13 protein-coding genes are annotated in these 13,096 nt (G+C 60.8%); 5 read left to right on the forward strand and 8 right to left on the reverse strand.

The annotated features are described in order from the left end of the window. Window positions 1-231: 231 nt before the first annotated feature. Window positions 232-714, forward strand: a complete 483-nt coding sequence (locus tag ABEA08_RS18680) for a transposase (RefSeq protein ID WP_345336920.1) — start codon at window positions 232-234, stop codon at window positions 712-714. Window positions 715-1,353: 639 nt separating this feature from the next. Here the strand turns inward: ABEA08_RS18680 and ABEA08_RS18685 are convergent. Then, entirely contained in the window at window positions 1,354-3,183 is a 1,830-nt protein-coding gene (locus ABEA08_RS18685) for a protein kinase domain-containing protein (RefSeq protein ID WP_425557387.1), read from the reverse strand. A 151-nt stretch (window positions 3,184-3,334) separates the two neighbouring features. Here ABEA08_RS18685 and ABEA08_RS18690 point away from each other — a divergent pair, with 151 nt between their 5' ends. The 3 genes from ABEA08_RS18690 to ABEA08_RS18700 all read left to right on the forward strand — a co-directional run bounded on the left by ABEA08_RS18690 (window position 3,335) and on the right by ABEA08_RS18700 (window position 5,151). Next, window positions 3,335-3,694: a hypothetical protein gene (locus ABEA08_RS18690; RefSeq protein WP_345336922.1), complete on the forward strand. Its 360-nt coding sequence runs from the start codon at window positions 3,335-3,337 to the stop codon at window positions 3,692-3,694. 66 nt (window positions 3,695-3,760) lie between these two features. Next, window positions 3,761-4,420 carry a thiopurine S-methyltransferase gene (locus ABEA08_RS18695; RefSeq protein ID WP_345336923.1) on the forward strand — a complete coding sequence of 220 codons (660 nt, stop codon included), beginning with the start codon at window positions 3,761-3,763 and terminating at the stop codon, window positions 4,418-4,420. Window positions 4,421-4,611: 191 nt separating this feature from the next. Further along, a complete protein-coding gene (locus ABEA08_RS18700) occupies window positions 4,612-5,151 on the forward strand; it encodes a hypothetical protein (protein WP_345336924.1) in 540 nt (179 codons plus the stop codon). 3 nt (window positions 5,152-5,154) lie between these two features. Here ABEA08_RS18700 and ABEA08_RS18705 read toward each other — a convergent pair whose 3' ends face one another. The 4 genes from ABEA08_RS18705 to ABEA08_RS18720 form a co-directional block, all read right to left on the reverse strand. Further along, window positions 5,155-6,174, reverse strand: coding sequence for a M14 family metallopeptidase (locus ABEA08_RS18705; protein ID WP_345336926.1), 1,020 nt, complete (start codon window positions 6,172-6,174; stop codon window positions 5,155-5,157). Further along, entirely contained in the window at window positions 6,171-7,649 is a 1,479-nt protein-coding gene (locus tag ABEA08_RS18710; protein ID WP_345336927.1) for a glutamate-cysteine ligase family protein, read from the reverse strand. Before ABEA08_RS18710 ends, ABEA08_RS18705 begins: the two co-directional genes overlap by 4 nt. Before the next feature lie 123 nt (window positions 7,650-7,772). Then, on the reverse strand, window positions 7,773-8,543 hold the full coding sequence (locus tag ABEA08_RS18715; RefSeq protein ID WP_345336928.1) for a ribonuclease H1 domain-containing protein: 771 nt from the start codon (window positions 8,541-8,543) through the stop codon (window positions 7,773-7,775). Window positions 8,544-8,663: 120 nt separating this feature from the next. Continuing rightward, the gene (locus tag ABEA08_RS18720) at window positions 8,664-9,152 is read right to left on the reverse strand and encodes an NlpC/P60 family protein (protein WP_345336929.1); all 489 of its coding nucleotides are present in this window, start codon (window positions 9,150-9,152) and stop codon (window positions 8,664-8,666) included. Between the two features lie 162 nt (window positions 9,153-9,314). On the opposite strand from ABEA08_RS18720, the gene ABEA08_RS18725 reads away from it, so the two are divergent. Then, the gene (locus ABEA08_RS18725; RefSeq protein ID WP_345336930.1) at window positions 9,315-10,037 is read left to right on the forward strand and encodes a hypothetical protein; all 723 of its coding nucleotides are present in this window, start codon (window positions 9,315-9,317) and stop codon (window positions 10,035-10,037) included. On the opposite strand, the gene ABEA08_RS18730 is transcribed toward ABEA08_RS18725, so the two are convergent. From ABEA08_RS18730 to ABEA08_RS18740, 3 genes are all read right to left on the reverse strand, one after another. Beyond that, entirely contained in the window at window positions 10,020-10,691 is a 672-nt protein-coding gene (locus ABEA08_RS18730) for a hypothetical protein (protein WP_345336931.1), read from the reverse strand. The genes ABEA08_RS18725 and ABEA08_RS18730 overlap by 18 nt on opposite strands. 280 nt (window positions 10,692-10,971) lie before the next feature. Further along, entirely contained in the window at window positions 10,972-11,523 is a 552-nt protein-coding gene (locus tag ABEA08_RS18735; RefSeq protein WP_345336932.1) for a YSC84-related protein, read from the reverse strand. Window positions 11,524-11,582: 59 nt separating this feature from the next. After that, window positions 11,583-13,070, reverse strand: a complete 1,488-nt coding sequence (locus ABEA08_RS18740) for a pyridoxal-phosphate dependent enzyme (RefSeq protein WP_345336933.1) — start codon at window positions 13,068-13,070, stop codon at window positions 11,583-11,585. Between the last annotated feature and the right edge of the window lie 26 nt (window positions 13,071-13,096).

The following is a 13,096-nucleotide window of genomic DNA, read 5'->3' on the forward strand; positions in this document are numbered from 1 at the left end:
ATCATCGATGCAAGCACATGTGGCAACTGATCCGGCGGGTGAAGTACTTCATGAACAACGCCTCACCATTCCCGGGTGGTGGTCATGGATTGCAGATAGTGGAGCACAATTAGGATCAGTTATTTAGCAACGGAAACACCAACGCTGCTCAAGTCGTATGAACTGACGAAAAAGCACCGCTTCAAGCCCAAGTTGGTGCTGTACAAAGCTAAACCCAAAGGGCGTCATTCCATGACCCAACGCGGCCAAGTGAGACGTTCCAGGACAAGCCTAAAGGCGGCGAAAGGAGCCAACGAGCCATGGCTGCTCGCAACCAATCTGCCGGTCGAGACGAAGCAAGCCAAGAATATCGTTGATATCTACGCCTCACGAATGCAGATCGAAGAGTCATTTCGCGATCAGAAGTCCGAGCGTTTCGGCCTGGGAATGAACCTGCACAAAAGCCGGGTGGTAAAACGCATGTCCATCTTGGTTATGCTGGGAACAATCGCCCACATCGGTCTTTGCCTGATCGGGCAAGCGACGCAGGCCAGCGGACTGCACCGCCAGTTCCAAGCGAATACCGTTAGTAAACGCCGAGTGCTGAGCCTGTGCTATCTCGGGCTGCGTGTGCTGAGAGCCAACTGGATAAGTTTCACGCCCCAACAGTGGGCAGATGCTATGCAGCAACTCCGAGCGAAAACACGGAGCTACAGCGATGCATGGCTCAATTAAATTCGTGGGGATCCCTCAGGGTCAGAGACATTGAAATGCCGTTTTACTCGATGATTGTCCCCAAGACCGGCGCTGAGTGTCGTTGGGTGAGGGCAGACCGGGAGCTTGGCGGAGTGATTTTCGAAAGCGGCTGGCCGCTTTTGCTCTGGGAAAATGGCGACTCCAAGCGCGTCGGCCCGAGCACGACGTAAGCGAAGAGCAAGCCGGGCGCAGGCACGCGGAACCTGCCAGCAACGCCGTTTTTGATCTCCGTCGACTTCGAGGAGCGCAGCGACGAAGGGAGATAAAGGGGAGTGGGGAGGGGCGGAGCCCCTCTCCTTGCCGTCGCCAACGCGACTAAGATCTTTGGTTCAATACAAAACTTGGCACGCCGCAGGCGTTACCACCCAAGCCGTGTGCCAACACATTCCCCACCTAAGCCAGCACGCTGCAGGCGTTATCACTCAAGCCGTGTGCCAACACATTCCCTACCTAAGCCCGCACGCCGCAGGCGTCACCACCCAAGCCGTGTGCCAACACACTACTCACAGAAGCCAGCACGCCGCAGGCGTTATCACCCAAGCCGTGTGCCAACACATTCCCCACTTAAGCCCCACGCCGCAGGCGTCTACTTAGGCCGTGTGCCAACACCCATAAAAACTAAGACGAAGTCCAGTTATGCCGCCGCGGATCCTTGGGGTAAAACCGATCCGGCTGACAAGCCACATGCTCAAACCGGCGGGTGTTTTTGTAGGGCAACTTCATAAAGCCGGAGACGCCGAGATCGGCGATCTGCGGCACGCAGGCGAGGATCCGATCGAGACAGGCGCGAAACTCGACCTGTTTGCGTGGATTGAGTAGGCGCAGGTAGGAGTGGATCTTGAGGTGATCTGGCAGCACCTCGAAGATGATGCAGCCGGTGTGGTGAATGAGGTTGAGCTTGGCCAACTCATTGAGGATCGTCTGCGGCAGAACCAGGTTTTCATCGGGATCGCGGCCATCCTCAAAGTAGGAGTGCAGTCGACTCTTGTGTTCCTGCTCGGTGGTTTCGCTGATCTCAAACGGCAGCGCCAAGCTGGGGGGGAGAACAAATCGGCTGTGGGCGTCCTGACGCTCCAGGTGCAAGGTGGCGCGGGCATCGAAGAAGCAGGCCTTGAACACGGCGTCGCTGGCATGGGGGCGCAGGGCGCGGGCGAGACTGACCAGGTTGTTGACCGCATACTGAAACGCGCTTTGATATTGGGGATCTTGCAGGTGCAGGCTGGAGTCGATGTCGACGCCGTCGTTGTGCCAGTGCAGCGCCAATCCGCCCAGCAGGGGATAGTGACCCAGTTGGGTGACGGCGGTGACAAAGGCTTTCTCGTTGTCGCCCATGCCATTGAGGAAGTCGCGGTAGTAGTGGGCCAGTTGCAGATCCGCTTCGCGCTGGGGCGAGAGCGGGATCTGCTGATTGTCGCGCAGAAACGATTTGCGTGAGCTATAGGAGACGGTGTCGATCTCCTGCCCGATCTGATGCACCCAGACCGGCAACTGTTGCGCCGGGGCTTGGAGCGGCGGCGGCAACAGCAGCCAGTGACGGGCGGCAGGCAAGGTCGCCAGGAAGTGATCGCCACCGGCGGCGCGGGTGGTGGGATCGTCCGACAGCATGGCGTCGAGGATCTGCGCCAGTGGCTCGGGCAGGCCGAGCGAGCGGGCCGGGCGGATCTGATGGCCAAAGCGGCTGATCTGGCCGGAAGCCAGGGCATAGAGGGTGGCTGCGGCGCCTTGCTCGTCAAAGCGGGGTGAGGAGGGGCGTCCGTCGAGTTGATCCTTGCCGATAAAATAGATGTCGCCCATATGGGCGTTGGAGCCTTGATCCCCTTCATACAAGCCCAGGCCGCTGGCAATGGGCTGACCGAGGTGATCTTGCTGGGCCGGCACCGCTGAGCCCCAGTCGACCAAGGAGAGTCGCTGCCGGCTCGGCTCGTACATCAGATTGGAGGGCTTGATATCGCCATGGATGATCGGCTGGGGCAGTTGGCGCAGATAGAGCAGGATCTCGGCCAGTTGGGTGGCGATGGGGACCAACTCGGTGACGGGCAGTGGACCGAGCTGGCGACTGCGCCAGGCCAGATCCTGCCCGGGCGCGCGTGCCATCTGCAAGATGGGCTGGCCGGACGCGCGGACGAAGTTGGCATAGCGGGGGATCAGCGGATGATCCAGCCGTGCCAGGATCGCCGCCTCCTCCGCCAGTCGCATCTTGAGATGGTCGGGCAGGGTCAATCGACTGAATTTGAAAACCTGTTCATTTTTGCTGGAATAACCCGCAAAAACAAAGCCGAAGACGCCTTTGCCGATGTACTCGACCCGTTGGTAGCCGAGTCGATGCAGCTGTTGCTTGCACAGCTGCAGCCATTGCCGAAGTTTGTTGGCATCATCTTGTTTTAAAAGATAAATAGATTGCTCTTCGGCGATGTAAAAGTGCTGTAGGTTTGCGCTATTTTCCACCATCTCCTCCTTGAACTTGCCCTAGCATAACTTATTGCACGCTTGTGGGAAGAATGTGATCTAAGGCACAACCGTTTGATCTGAATCATCGAGTTGGCGAAGAGTTGTGACACACTGAGATCATCTCTTTGGGTGTCCTATGCAGGTGGGTCACATGACATATCAAGATCTTGGATTGGATAGCGCCGAGCTGGTTGAGCTGCTGGCCTATCCCCGTCGAAAAATGCGCGACAATATGGATGTGCGCTTTTGTCCGCACGCGGCTTTCTATAACCCGGTTGATGAGCGCTGCATCTATTGCCATCAGGATACCGAATGCAAATGGCTCAATCATAATGATGAGATGGTGGCCATTGAGGGTAAGTCGACCGCTGATATCCAGCGGGAATTGACCAAAGCGATGGATTACGTCGAGGCGCAGTTGACCGCCGCCCACCTCAATCGCCGTGCCTGTACCTGCGATAACTGCGCCTGGCTGGTGAAAGTGCGTCAGGTCTTGGCGATCTCGGTCTAAGCGTACGCTGTTTATTTTGTCTGTGAGTCAGTAATCTGGGGCTTTCTTGCTAGAGAGGGCCCGTGCATGGACGTCGAATTTTGGACTCAGAAGTGGCAGACCGGTCAGATCGGCTTCCACCTTCCCCACCCCAATCCCCTGTTATTGCGTTATTGGTCGGCGGTTGCGCCGGCTGCTCCTGTCACCTTGGTGCCCATGTGCGGTAAGTCGCTGGATCTCAACTGGTTGGCGGATCAAGGCCGGGCGGTGATCGGGATCGAGCTGGATCGCCGTGCGGTCGAGCAGTTCTTCGACGAGCAGGGCGTGCAGGTGCAGCCCCAGGCCTGTGGCGCGCATCAGCGCTATCGTGCGCCTAAGCTCGAGATCCTGCAGGGCGATTTCTTTACGGTTCAACCGAGTCAGCTGCCTGAGTGTAATGCGTTTTATGATCGGGCAGCGCTGATCGCCCTCCCGGCCGAGATGCGCCAAGCCTATATCGAGCAGTTGGCGGCGTTGCTGCCTGTGGGCGCCAGCGGACTGCTGATCACCTTAGAGTACCCTCAGGCGCAGAAGGCGGGTCCGCCCTTTTCGCTGACGCAGGAGGCGTTGCTGGCCTTGTGTCAGGGCCGCTTCGAGCTGACCCTGCTCAGCCGCGAGGATGTGCTGGCCGAGCCGGAGAATGCCCGCTTTGTGGCCCAGGGCGTGACCTGGCTTAATGAGGCGGTTTATCGGTTGCGGCGGCTTTGATTGAGCTGGGATCAGTTGCGCCTAGGAATAAAGACGACTTTACTTAAGGCCAATAAAGGCAGTGTCTTGGCACCCGTGGCGGCGGGTTATGCCCAATGGCTGCGGTTGGTTGGCGGCAGCGTCGACAGAGGCTGCTACCAGCGTGTTTGGGGTACGCCGTTGGCGGATAGGGTAGAGCAAGGAGAGAGACGATGGGGTGGTTGACCGGTTATGCATTGATGGGCACGGTGGTGTTTCTGACGATCTGGGTCGGCAATCACTGGCAGCGTCATGGCTTCGCGCCGTCCGCCAGTTGGCAGGTCTTGCAGCGCGAATGGCAGCGTCGACGCCGTCGCCCCGGCTTGGCCCTGTGGGAAGCGACCATCAGTCTGGCGCTGGGCGTGCTGCTGTGGCCACTGCTGCTGTTGGATGCGTTGACCCAGTTGACCACACCGGCGAAGCCGGTGGCGTTTGTGGTGAAACCGGAATATCTGCGTGAGCCGGTCAGTATCGATACCTTGGAGCGGCGAGCGACGGACGATCCCAACAGCCGGTTCAATCCACTTAATCCGGACTGGCTGGAGTTTAAGCAGCAGCAAAAGCCCGGCGACGCGGTATGGTCGTTCGAAGCCCAATGGCAGAGCATGCACGATGCCGCTCAGACCCAGCAGGTGAAGGGCTACGTGTTGTTGCGTCAGGAGCAGCCCATTGCCCATGTGTGCACCGAGGTGCGCGATGACGATGAGGCTTAACACTCACCCCTCGCTGAGGATGGCGTAAAACAGGCAATCGCTGCGCGCGATCTTGGGGTTGGTGGTGATCATAAATAGCTTGCTGTCGTGACGCAGCTGCAGTGCCTCTCCGGCCTGGTGAAACAGGCGCTCGGCGGGGATCTGCTCGGTGCCTTGAGTCAGCTGCAGGCTCTTCAGTCCTTTGCGTCCCAGCCAGCCTAATTGGGTGCCCCCGCTAAGCCAGCCAAAATTCATTCGTTCAATGTCCGGCGGCAGGGTGATGTCGGCGCTGGGATCGCCGCCTTCGGCGTATTGGATCACGCTGTTTGACTGCAGCTCAACCCGGATAGGATCGCGCAGCACCTCCAGCTGCCAGTCTCCTGAGGTTTCGGTCAGGATCTCCGCTTGGCTGGCAAACCGGCACAGTCCTTCATAGGCCACCACGTTGCTTTGTGGATCCACCGCGCCGCCACACTCGATGGTGACGATCGGCGAGTCGTGACTGCTGCATTCCATCAAGGCGCCCAGGGTCACTTCGGTATACAGCATGCGTTCACTGAATAGGGCGGCGAGGGCGCGGTGCGGGGGATCGTTGCGGGTGCTGACGGCAAAGCTGGGGCCGGAGCCTGAGGTGTTGTGCAGATCGATCACCGCCTCCGGTTGCAGTCGGGCCAGCTGGCTCTCCAGTGCGTGGGCGATGGCGGTGGCCTCGCCTGCGGCGCCGAAGCCGCGATTGAGATCTGGCTGGTCGGGCAGTTGGCGGTAGACGAACCCTTCGTCGGCTAACGCGGCGGGCAGGTTGATCAGGGCGAAATGGCAGGTGACCGCTGGTTGTTGCTGGCGCTGCAGCCATTGCCAGATCCCGTGACTGCCGGACGGCTCGTTGCCGTGCAGCAGGGTGATCACCACGCGATGACGCGCAGGATCACGGCCGGGCTGGGTGAGCCAGACGGGACCCGGCTGCTGTTGCAGCCAATGCCACAGACCCCGCTCTAACTCTGCGGGCTCGGGCAGAGGCACAAAGTGCAGCCGATCCATATTCATGACGTTGGGATCTCCCATAGGCCAACGGGCTGCGCCCGATCGGCGTGTTGTTGGTACAGGGTGAACATCTGTGCCAAGGCTTGACGGCGCTCGCCACATTGGGCCTGCAGCGCATCGAGTGTTCGCGTCTGCCAGACGGCGCCGGTTTGGCCGCTTGCCAGACGTTGACTCAGCAGTGCCAGCAAGGGCGCGCTGTCCTCTGCGTCTATTCCCATCTGGCGTAAGCCCAGCCCGGCTCGCGCCAGCATGTCAGGCAGCAGCGCCGTCAGCGGTGTTTCCGTCAGCGTTCCGCGCGCATTGGGCCAAAGCAGCTTGGCGTTCAGGCCAAATTGGGCGGCGCGATAGAAGTTGTATTCGGCAAACTCAAACGGCAGGGCGTCGAGCAGTTGATCCAACTGAGGCAGCAGTGCCTGACTTAAGCCTAGCACCAGCGCGGCGTTGGCCATCATGTCTTGTGGCGTCGGCCCGGCGGGCAGGCTACGCAGCTCAATGCGCAGATGGCCGCCATCGGCGGGATCATACACGGGTCGGTTCCAGCTCCAGACGGTGCCATTGTGCAGGCGCAGTGCCGACAGGGCTGGGCCTTGATCTGGCCGGTGGAGGCTGGACTCCGGCTCAGGCAGCAGGATGGGGAACAGGCTGGCCCCTTGACGGAATAACTCCAGCGCACTGTGGCGCACGTAGCCCTTGCCGAAGGAGACGCGGGCGGGGCGCTTCCAGCCGGTGTTGCACAGGTTGCGGCTGTCGATGGACTGTTTGAACAGGGGGATCCGAGTTTCGTGCCACAGCTTATGGCCAAGAAACAGCGGCGAGTTGGCGGCCAGGGCTAAGGCGAACGGGGTGGCCAGCTGGATGGCGTTGTAGCGTGCGGCAAATTCGCTGGGCGCGACCCGAAGATGCAGCTGTAGCGAGGTGTTTGCCCCCTCTAGGGTCATGTCGTCGGCGGTGATCTGCAGCGGCTCGGCGCCGTTGATGTTGATCTGAAACGGTCCGCCCCGCTGCTGGGATAGCTGCTCGGTCAGGCGGTGATAGCGCGGCTCGTCGGTCATGGAGTCCAGGCCGAAATCGGCGCGGGTTAAGGTCGGCAGTATGCCGATGGCACTCACCTGACAGCCCATGGGCGCCGCCAGTTGCCGCAGTTGCTGGTGTTTTTGCTGGATTAGCTGGCTTAACTGGTGAAAGGGTTGGCCGCGGCAGAGGGTATAGGGGCAGTTGAATTCCAGGTTGAAGCGGTTCAGCTCTGGGGTCAGCAGCGGGTCGTCGGCGGCGCTGAGTAGCGCTTGATTGGCCATCATCGGCCGTTGCTGGTCGTCGGTGAGATAGAATTCAAGCTCGGCGCCCAGGGTGGCGGGGGCGTTGCCCCAGCCCGGCTCGGCGAGCAGTTGTGCCAGATCCTGCAGATCTTGCTGCAGCCGTCCGGCAAATTGTTCAAAGTCCTGCTGACGGTGGTGGCGCTGTTGCAGCGACTGTCCCATAAGGTCATCTCCTTGGCCTTGATGGGGTTATCTTAGCCCTAGTCGCTGGTGAATATCTACGCAGAATATCAGGGTGTTATGGGAGGGTGTGGGGGCCAGCCGCGTGCGGCCAGCACCTAGGTGTCAGCCTGCGCGCATGGCCAGCAGGGCGGAGAGTTCATAGGGGGCGGGGTAGCGCACCCAGGCGATCTCCCGTTGTTGCACCGCGACCATCGACATGCGATCGGCCAGTTCATTGCCTTCGATCCCGGCGTGACCTTTGACGTGTTGTAGGCTGATCCGATCCTTCACCGTCTGCCACAGCGCGTGGATGGTTTGAATGAGCGCGAGGTTTTTGATCTCGCCCCCGGCCTTCTTCCAGCCCTTTTTCTTCCAGCCGTCGGCCCAGACACTGACGCAGTTGATGGCGTACACCGAGTCACACAGCACGGTGATACTCAGATCCTCTTGCAGGGCTTGCTCAGCCAAGAGCAGCGACTGGTGCAGGCCGTTGAGCTCGGCGGTGTTGTTGGTGCCCTGTGGGTTGTACAGCCCGTACCAGAGCTCCGTCAGCTGTCCTTGGCGATACACGGCGACGCCGGTACCGGCATTGCCGGGGTTGGGATCGCAGGCGCCATCGCAGTAGATCAGCACATCGCTGTCCGGTTGCGCCGCGCTGGTTTTGCGCGCGGTCGGGGCGCTGGCTTTGCGTGTTGAGGCGCTGGCGGGCTTCGCCGCGGCCGCGCCAAGGGCTTTTTGATGGCCCATCTTCAGGGCCGCCATGGCCGCCTCCCGACTGGGGTAGGACTTGTACTTGGCACCGGCAAAACCACTGACGGCGGCTTGCGCCTTGGGCCATTCGGTGAAGATCCCGGTTTCGCGTCCTTGCCAGACGACGTAGAACTTTTTCGCCATGGGTTCGCTCATGGTTGCTGTTGAATGGGGCCTATCATAGGCGCTCCGGTCGTCGACTTCGAGTTGCGACGCATCGAGTGTAGAGGATCTGGCCAGGTTCGTTGCTGATCTGGCCGTGTCTTATAACACGCGGCGCGCTTGCCAGTAGTTGGCTGACCAATAGGGGTTATCCAGCCGAGACAGCATCACGCCCCGGCTGTAGGAGGTGTGCAAAAAGGTGATCTCATCGAGCATCATGCCGACATGGCGGACATTGGCGCCGGTTTTGAAGAACACCAGATCACCAGGAGCGATGGCGCTGCGGCGGATCGGGCTGCCGATCTGGACCTGCTCGGCGGTGGTGCGCGGCAGGGCGACGGCGAAGTGGTCTCGGTAGGTCAGTTGCACCAGGGCCGAACAGTCGATCCCCTGTTTGCTGTTGCCGCCCCAGCGGTGCGGCACGCCCGCCCAGGCCTGGTGTTGGGCGCTCAGCGCTTGGGTGATCCGCTGCTCATTGGTGGCAGCGGAGGTCGGGCTGACGCTGCTGAGTTGAGCGGGGTTGTGGGCGCAGCCGATCAGTAGCAGGGCGGGCAGCAGCAATCGAAAGTGGTGTAGGCAAGATCGGAACATGGGGCACTCACTGGTTGGCGTGGCGGAAGGATAATGCGTTTGTCATAACAAAGCAGTGAATAAGATTCGGTCATTGTGAATTCCACTGGGATTTTATGGTGGCTGGCTTGGTTGTAATGCTTTGTTAGACTGGATAGCGTCCTAAACCGAGGCAGGGAAAGCATGACGATCAGCATCGATGCACGATTTAATGGGCCGGACGGCAGTGGCAATGGCGGTTATTGCGCCGGACGCTTTGCCCAGGCGTTTGCCGCCGAGACGACGCGGGCGGTGACGGTGCGCCTGATGGCACCGCCGCCACTGGAGACGGCGTTGCAACTTCGGCGTGATGCGGCGCAGGGGCAGATCTGGCACGGTGAGACGCAGGTGGCGAGCGTGGCGTTTGCCGATCTGTCGCTGACGCTGCCCACGCCCTGCACGGTGGCGCAAGCCTGCGAGGCCAGTCAGGGCTATGTCGGTTTTCAGGCGCACCCTTTTCCGCGCTGTTACGTCTGTGGCCCGGATCGGGCGCAGGGGGATGGGTTGAGGATCTTCGCGGGTGCGGTAGCGGGGCGGGAGATGGTGGCGGCGCCGTGGCAGCCCTATCCGGATCTGGCCGAGTCGTCGGATCGATTGGCGATAGAGCAGATCTGGGCGGCGCTGGATTGTCCCAGCTATTTTGGCGCCACGCTGGGTGAGCCTGGCAATCCGGGCTTGCTGGGGGCGCTGACGGTGCAGATCCACCAGCGCTCCCTTTCGGTTTCTGAGCGTTACCTGATCTGTGCCTGGCCGCTGGGCAAAGAACGGCGCAAGCGCTTTGCTGGCGTTGCGCTGTTTTCCGAGGCTGGGGTGTGTCTGGCGCGCGGCCATAGCACGTGGATCTTGCTGTCACCCCAAGCGGAGTAGTTGCTCCATCTGCTGCTTGAGCTTGTCGGTGAGCGGCCCCTCTTTCAGGTTGGTTGCGCCAGTCTCCAGGCGCTCAAGGGCATCGAGCATGATGGCCAGCTCGACGTAGTTGGCCTTGTTGGCCCCATCGGGCCGGGTGACGTTGAAAAAGTGGTGGGCCGGTACGCCTGCTGCAACGGGATCGGGCCAGTGTCCCGGTGTGTATTGACTGATCGCTTGCGGATCGCGGCAGCGCACGCAGTCGGGGACGTGACAGGACTCTCGTCCCTGGGTGATCACCGCGTTGAATCGTTCGATCACCGCAGGTCGCAGCAGCGCTTTGGCCAGGCTGAGATTGAGCAGGCTGACGCTGTGTAATGGGTCGCCGTCATTCTGTTGGTAGTGCTGGCGGATCTGATCGATCAACGTCACCACTTCGGGATGATGGATGTGATCGAGAAACAGACAGAACTCGCAGCGGGCGTGGAGCAGTTCATCGTCGGCTTCCTGATCGTCAGGGAAGTCGAGATTCCACCACAGATCGGGCAGCCAAGGCGCGACGGACAGTTTCATGCCGGCAAAGTGCGGCTGATGAGTGAGGCGCTGCAGTGCCTCGGCTTTGTCATCGATGACCTTGAGCAGGGCAAGCTCAAAGCTGTCGCTCAGCGGCTTCATGGGGGTACCTCTTTGGCGAATGGGGGGCAGAGTCGGATGACCGACGCCATAGATCCAGAATGATCCTTGCATAGAGGCGGCGCACGGGGGCCAGAGCTGTAGTTCTCAGTAGGGAGAATGCGGCTTCAATCGGGTAAATTCGCCGCGGGTGCACCGCGCAGCCCATTGTGCGGGGGAACTAGGCGATGCGGTTTGCTGCTATCTCCCTCGCGGGGCAAGGGCTGGCTGATCCGAGTCGGGACGCCAGCCTTGCTTGTGGTGAGGCGGTGATGGGAGTGGGCTAATCGATGGGATCGAAGCTAAAGCCTTGGCCACCGATGCTGGCTTCGTACATCAGCCCGCCTTTGGCCATGGTGAAGATCGCCATGCCGCCACTGTAGCGGTTGTCCGCCTGGGCACTGCCAGCCCCTGCGGTGGTGCCCTTGGTATTGGCGCCGGCACTGGCACCAACGGTCAGCGCGACCGCACTGGCTTGGGCACCAAACTCAAAGTCGCCACTGGTGAACTCGGTGTAGGCGTCTTTGTTCTGGAAGAAGATGATCTGGCTGTAGGCCTGGCCGCCGAGCTGCAAACCGAAGGTGAGCTGCGCCATCTTGCTGTTGCCGGTATGCACCCCGCCACGAAACACCTTGCCTGAGCCATAGGCGCCGCCAATGCCGATCCCACCTTTGCCGATGGTGGGGAAGACGGCATAACCAAAGGCGTCGTTGAAGAAGGCGTGGGTGGCGGAGGCTTGTTTGAATTTGGCGATGGCGTCGCTGGCCGGATCGGCCCAAGTGGCTGGTGCCCACAGTAGCAGCATGAACAGACACCCTTTTAGCACGGTTCGCATTGGTCATTCCTATTGTTGAGCATTGGGGTAAGCATAGCCAAGTTGGGTGTTGCTGGGCGTTAGCGCGGATGCAGCCAGCTGGGTAACAGCTGATAGGGATCCAGCTCGACGCTGCGGTCAAAGTCGATCTCTTGCTCGATGAGGCGCTGTTGCAGCTCGCCGGCCTTGAGCTGATCAAACAGATCGGTGCAGCCGCCAATGAACTCCCCGCGGATGAAGATCTGCGGCAGGGTGTTCCAGCCGGTCGTATCCTTGAGTACGGCCCGGATCTTGGTGCCGATGTCGTCCTGCTGGTATGCCACGGCATCGAGATCGATCGACAGATAATCAATGCCATAGCGGGCCAATGCCTTGCGCACCGACCAACAGAATTCACACCACTCTAAGGCGAACATCACCACCGGGGTTTTGCGGTCGGTCAGTAGGGCTTCGACCTTGGCCTGAGCGATGGGATCCAGGCTGACCGGCGTGTCATCGACCGGGGGCGGTGGCGCGTGGCTGACATCGAAACGGTGGTTGGGGGTCGAGCGGGCGATGGTCATCTCCTCCTCGCTCATCGATTCCATGACGTCGTAAAACAGCGGGGTGGTGAGGTAGCGCTCGCCGGTGTCCGGCAACATGCACAGAATGTTGCTGCCATCTGGCGCGTCCTTGGTGACCTGCAGCGCACCGGCTAGGGTGGCGCCGGCGGAAATGCCGACGAAGATCCCCTCTTTTTGCGCCAGATCCTGACAGCACTTCAGCGCGTCGTGGCCATTGATGGGCAGGAAGCCGTCGATATGCCCGGCGGCCAATACCGGCTCGGCCAGCTTGGGGATGAAGTCCGGGGTCCAGCCCTGCATCAGGTGAGGGCGGAAGTTGGGGTGACTCTGGCTGTGATCGCCCTTGGCGTCGCGGGGCTGGGCGACGCCGCTGCCGAGCATGGCGGCATTGTCCGGCTCACACACCATGATGCGGGTGTTGGGCAGCGACGCTTTGAGCACGCGGGAAACCCCGGCGAGGGTGCCGCTGGTGCCAAAGCCGGTGACAAAGGCGTGTAACGGGATGTCGTCAAAATCATTGAGGATCTCCACCGCCGTGGTGCGGGCATGGGTGTCGGCGTTGGCGGGGTTTTCAAACTGACGCGACTGCCACCAGCCGTGGGTTTCGGCCAGCTCCTGCGCTTTAGCGACCATGCCTGAGCCCTTTTCGTGCGCCGGGGTCAGCACCACCTTGGCGCCGAGAAAGCGCATCAGTTTGCGCCGCTCGACGCTGAAGTTTTCCGCCATGGTGACCACCAGAGGATAGCCTTTCTGCGCGCAGACCATGGCCAGACCGATGCCGGTGTTGCCACTGGTGGCTTCTACCACGGTCTGACCGGGCTTGAGCTCGCACCGTTGCTCGGCGTCTTCGATCACCCCGAGTGCCAGTCGGTCCTTGACCGAGCCCATCGGGTTGAAGGCTTCGATCTTGACGTACAGGGTGCTGCCGTGGGTATCGAGGTTGTTGAGGCGCACCACCGGGGTGTTACCTATGGTGCCTAGAATGCTGTCGTAGCGATTAGCCATGTGTCTGCCCTGCGTTGCCTGATCTA

Origin of the sequence: Ferrimonas pelagia, assembly GCF_039543565.1 — a bacterium.
Classification (GTDB): domain Bacteria; phylum Pseudomonadota; class Gammaproteobacteria; order Enterobacterales; family Shewanellaceae; genus Ferrimonas; species Ferrimonas pelagia.

What these genes read in the sequence shown, in the direction of transcription:
- ABEA08_RS18680 (WP_345336920.1), top strand. Translation starts at nt 232, where the DNA reads ATGACCCAACGCGGCCAAGTGAGACGTTCCAGGACAAGCCTAAAGGCG.
- ABEA08_RS18685 (WP_425557387.1), bottom strand. Translation starts at nt 3,183, where the DNA reads ATGGTGGAAAATAGCGCAAACCTACAGCACTTTTACATCGCCGAAGAG.
- ABEA08_RS18690 (WP_345336922.1), top strand. Translation starts at nt 3,335, where the DNA reads ATGACATATCAAGATCTTGGATTGGATAGCGCCGAGCTGGTTGAGCTG.
- ABEA08_RS18695 (WP_345336923.1), top strand. Translation starts at nt 3,761, where the DNA reads ATGGACGTCGAATTTTGGACTCAGAAGTGGCAGACCGGTCAGATCGGC.
- ABEA08_RS18700 (WP_345336924.1), top strand. Translation starts at nt 4,612, where the DNA reads ATGGGGTGGTTGACCGGTTATGCATTGATGGGCACGGTGGTGTTTCTG.
- ABEA08_RS18705 (WP_345336926.1), bottom strand. Translation starts at nt 6,174, where the DNA reads ATGAATATGGATCGGCTGCACTTTGTGCCTCTGCCCGAGCCCGCAGAG.
- ABEA08_RS18710 (WP_345336927.1), bottom strand. Translation starts at nt 7,649, where the DNA reads ATGGGACAGTCGCTGCAACAGCGCCACCACCGTCAGCAGGACTTTGAA.
- ABEA08_RS18715 (WP_345336928.1), bottom strand. Translation starts at nt 8,543, where the DNA reads ATGGCGAAAAAGTTCTACGTCGTCTGGCAAGGACGCGAAACCGGGATC.
- ABEA08_RS18720 (WP_345336929.1), bottom strand. Translation starts at nt 9,152, where the DNA reads ATGTTCCGATCTTGCCTACACCACTTTCGATTGCTGCTGCCCGCCCTG.
- ABEA08_RS18725 (WP_345336930.1), top strand. Translation starts at nt 9,315, where the DNA reads ATGACGATCAGCATCGATGCACGATTTAATGGGCCGGACGGCAGTGGC.
- ABEA08_RS18730 (WP_345336931.1), bottom strand. Translation starts at nt 10,691, where the DNA reads ATGAAGCCGCTGAGCGACAGCTTTGAGCTTGCCCTGCTCAAGGTCATC.
- ABEA08_RS18735 (WP_345336932.1), bottom strand. Translation starts at nt 11,523, where the DNA reads ATGCGAACCGTGCTAAAAGGGTGTCTGTTCATGCTGCTACTGTGGGCA.
- ABEA08_RS18740 (WP_345336933.1), bottom strand. Translation starts at nt 13,070, where the DNA reads ATGGCTAATCGCTACGACAGCATTCTAGGCACCATAGGTAACACCCCG.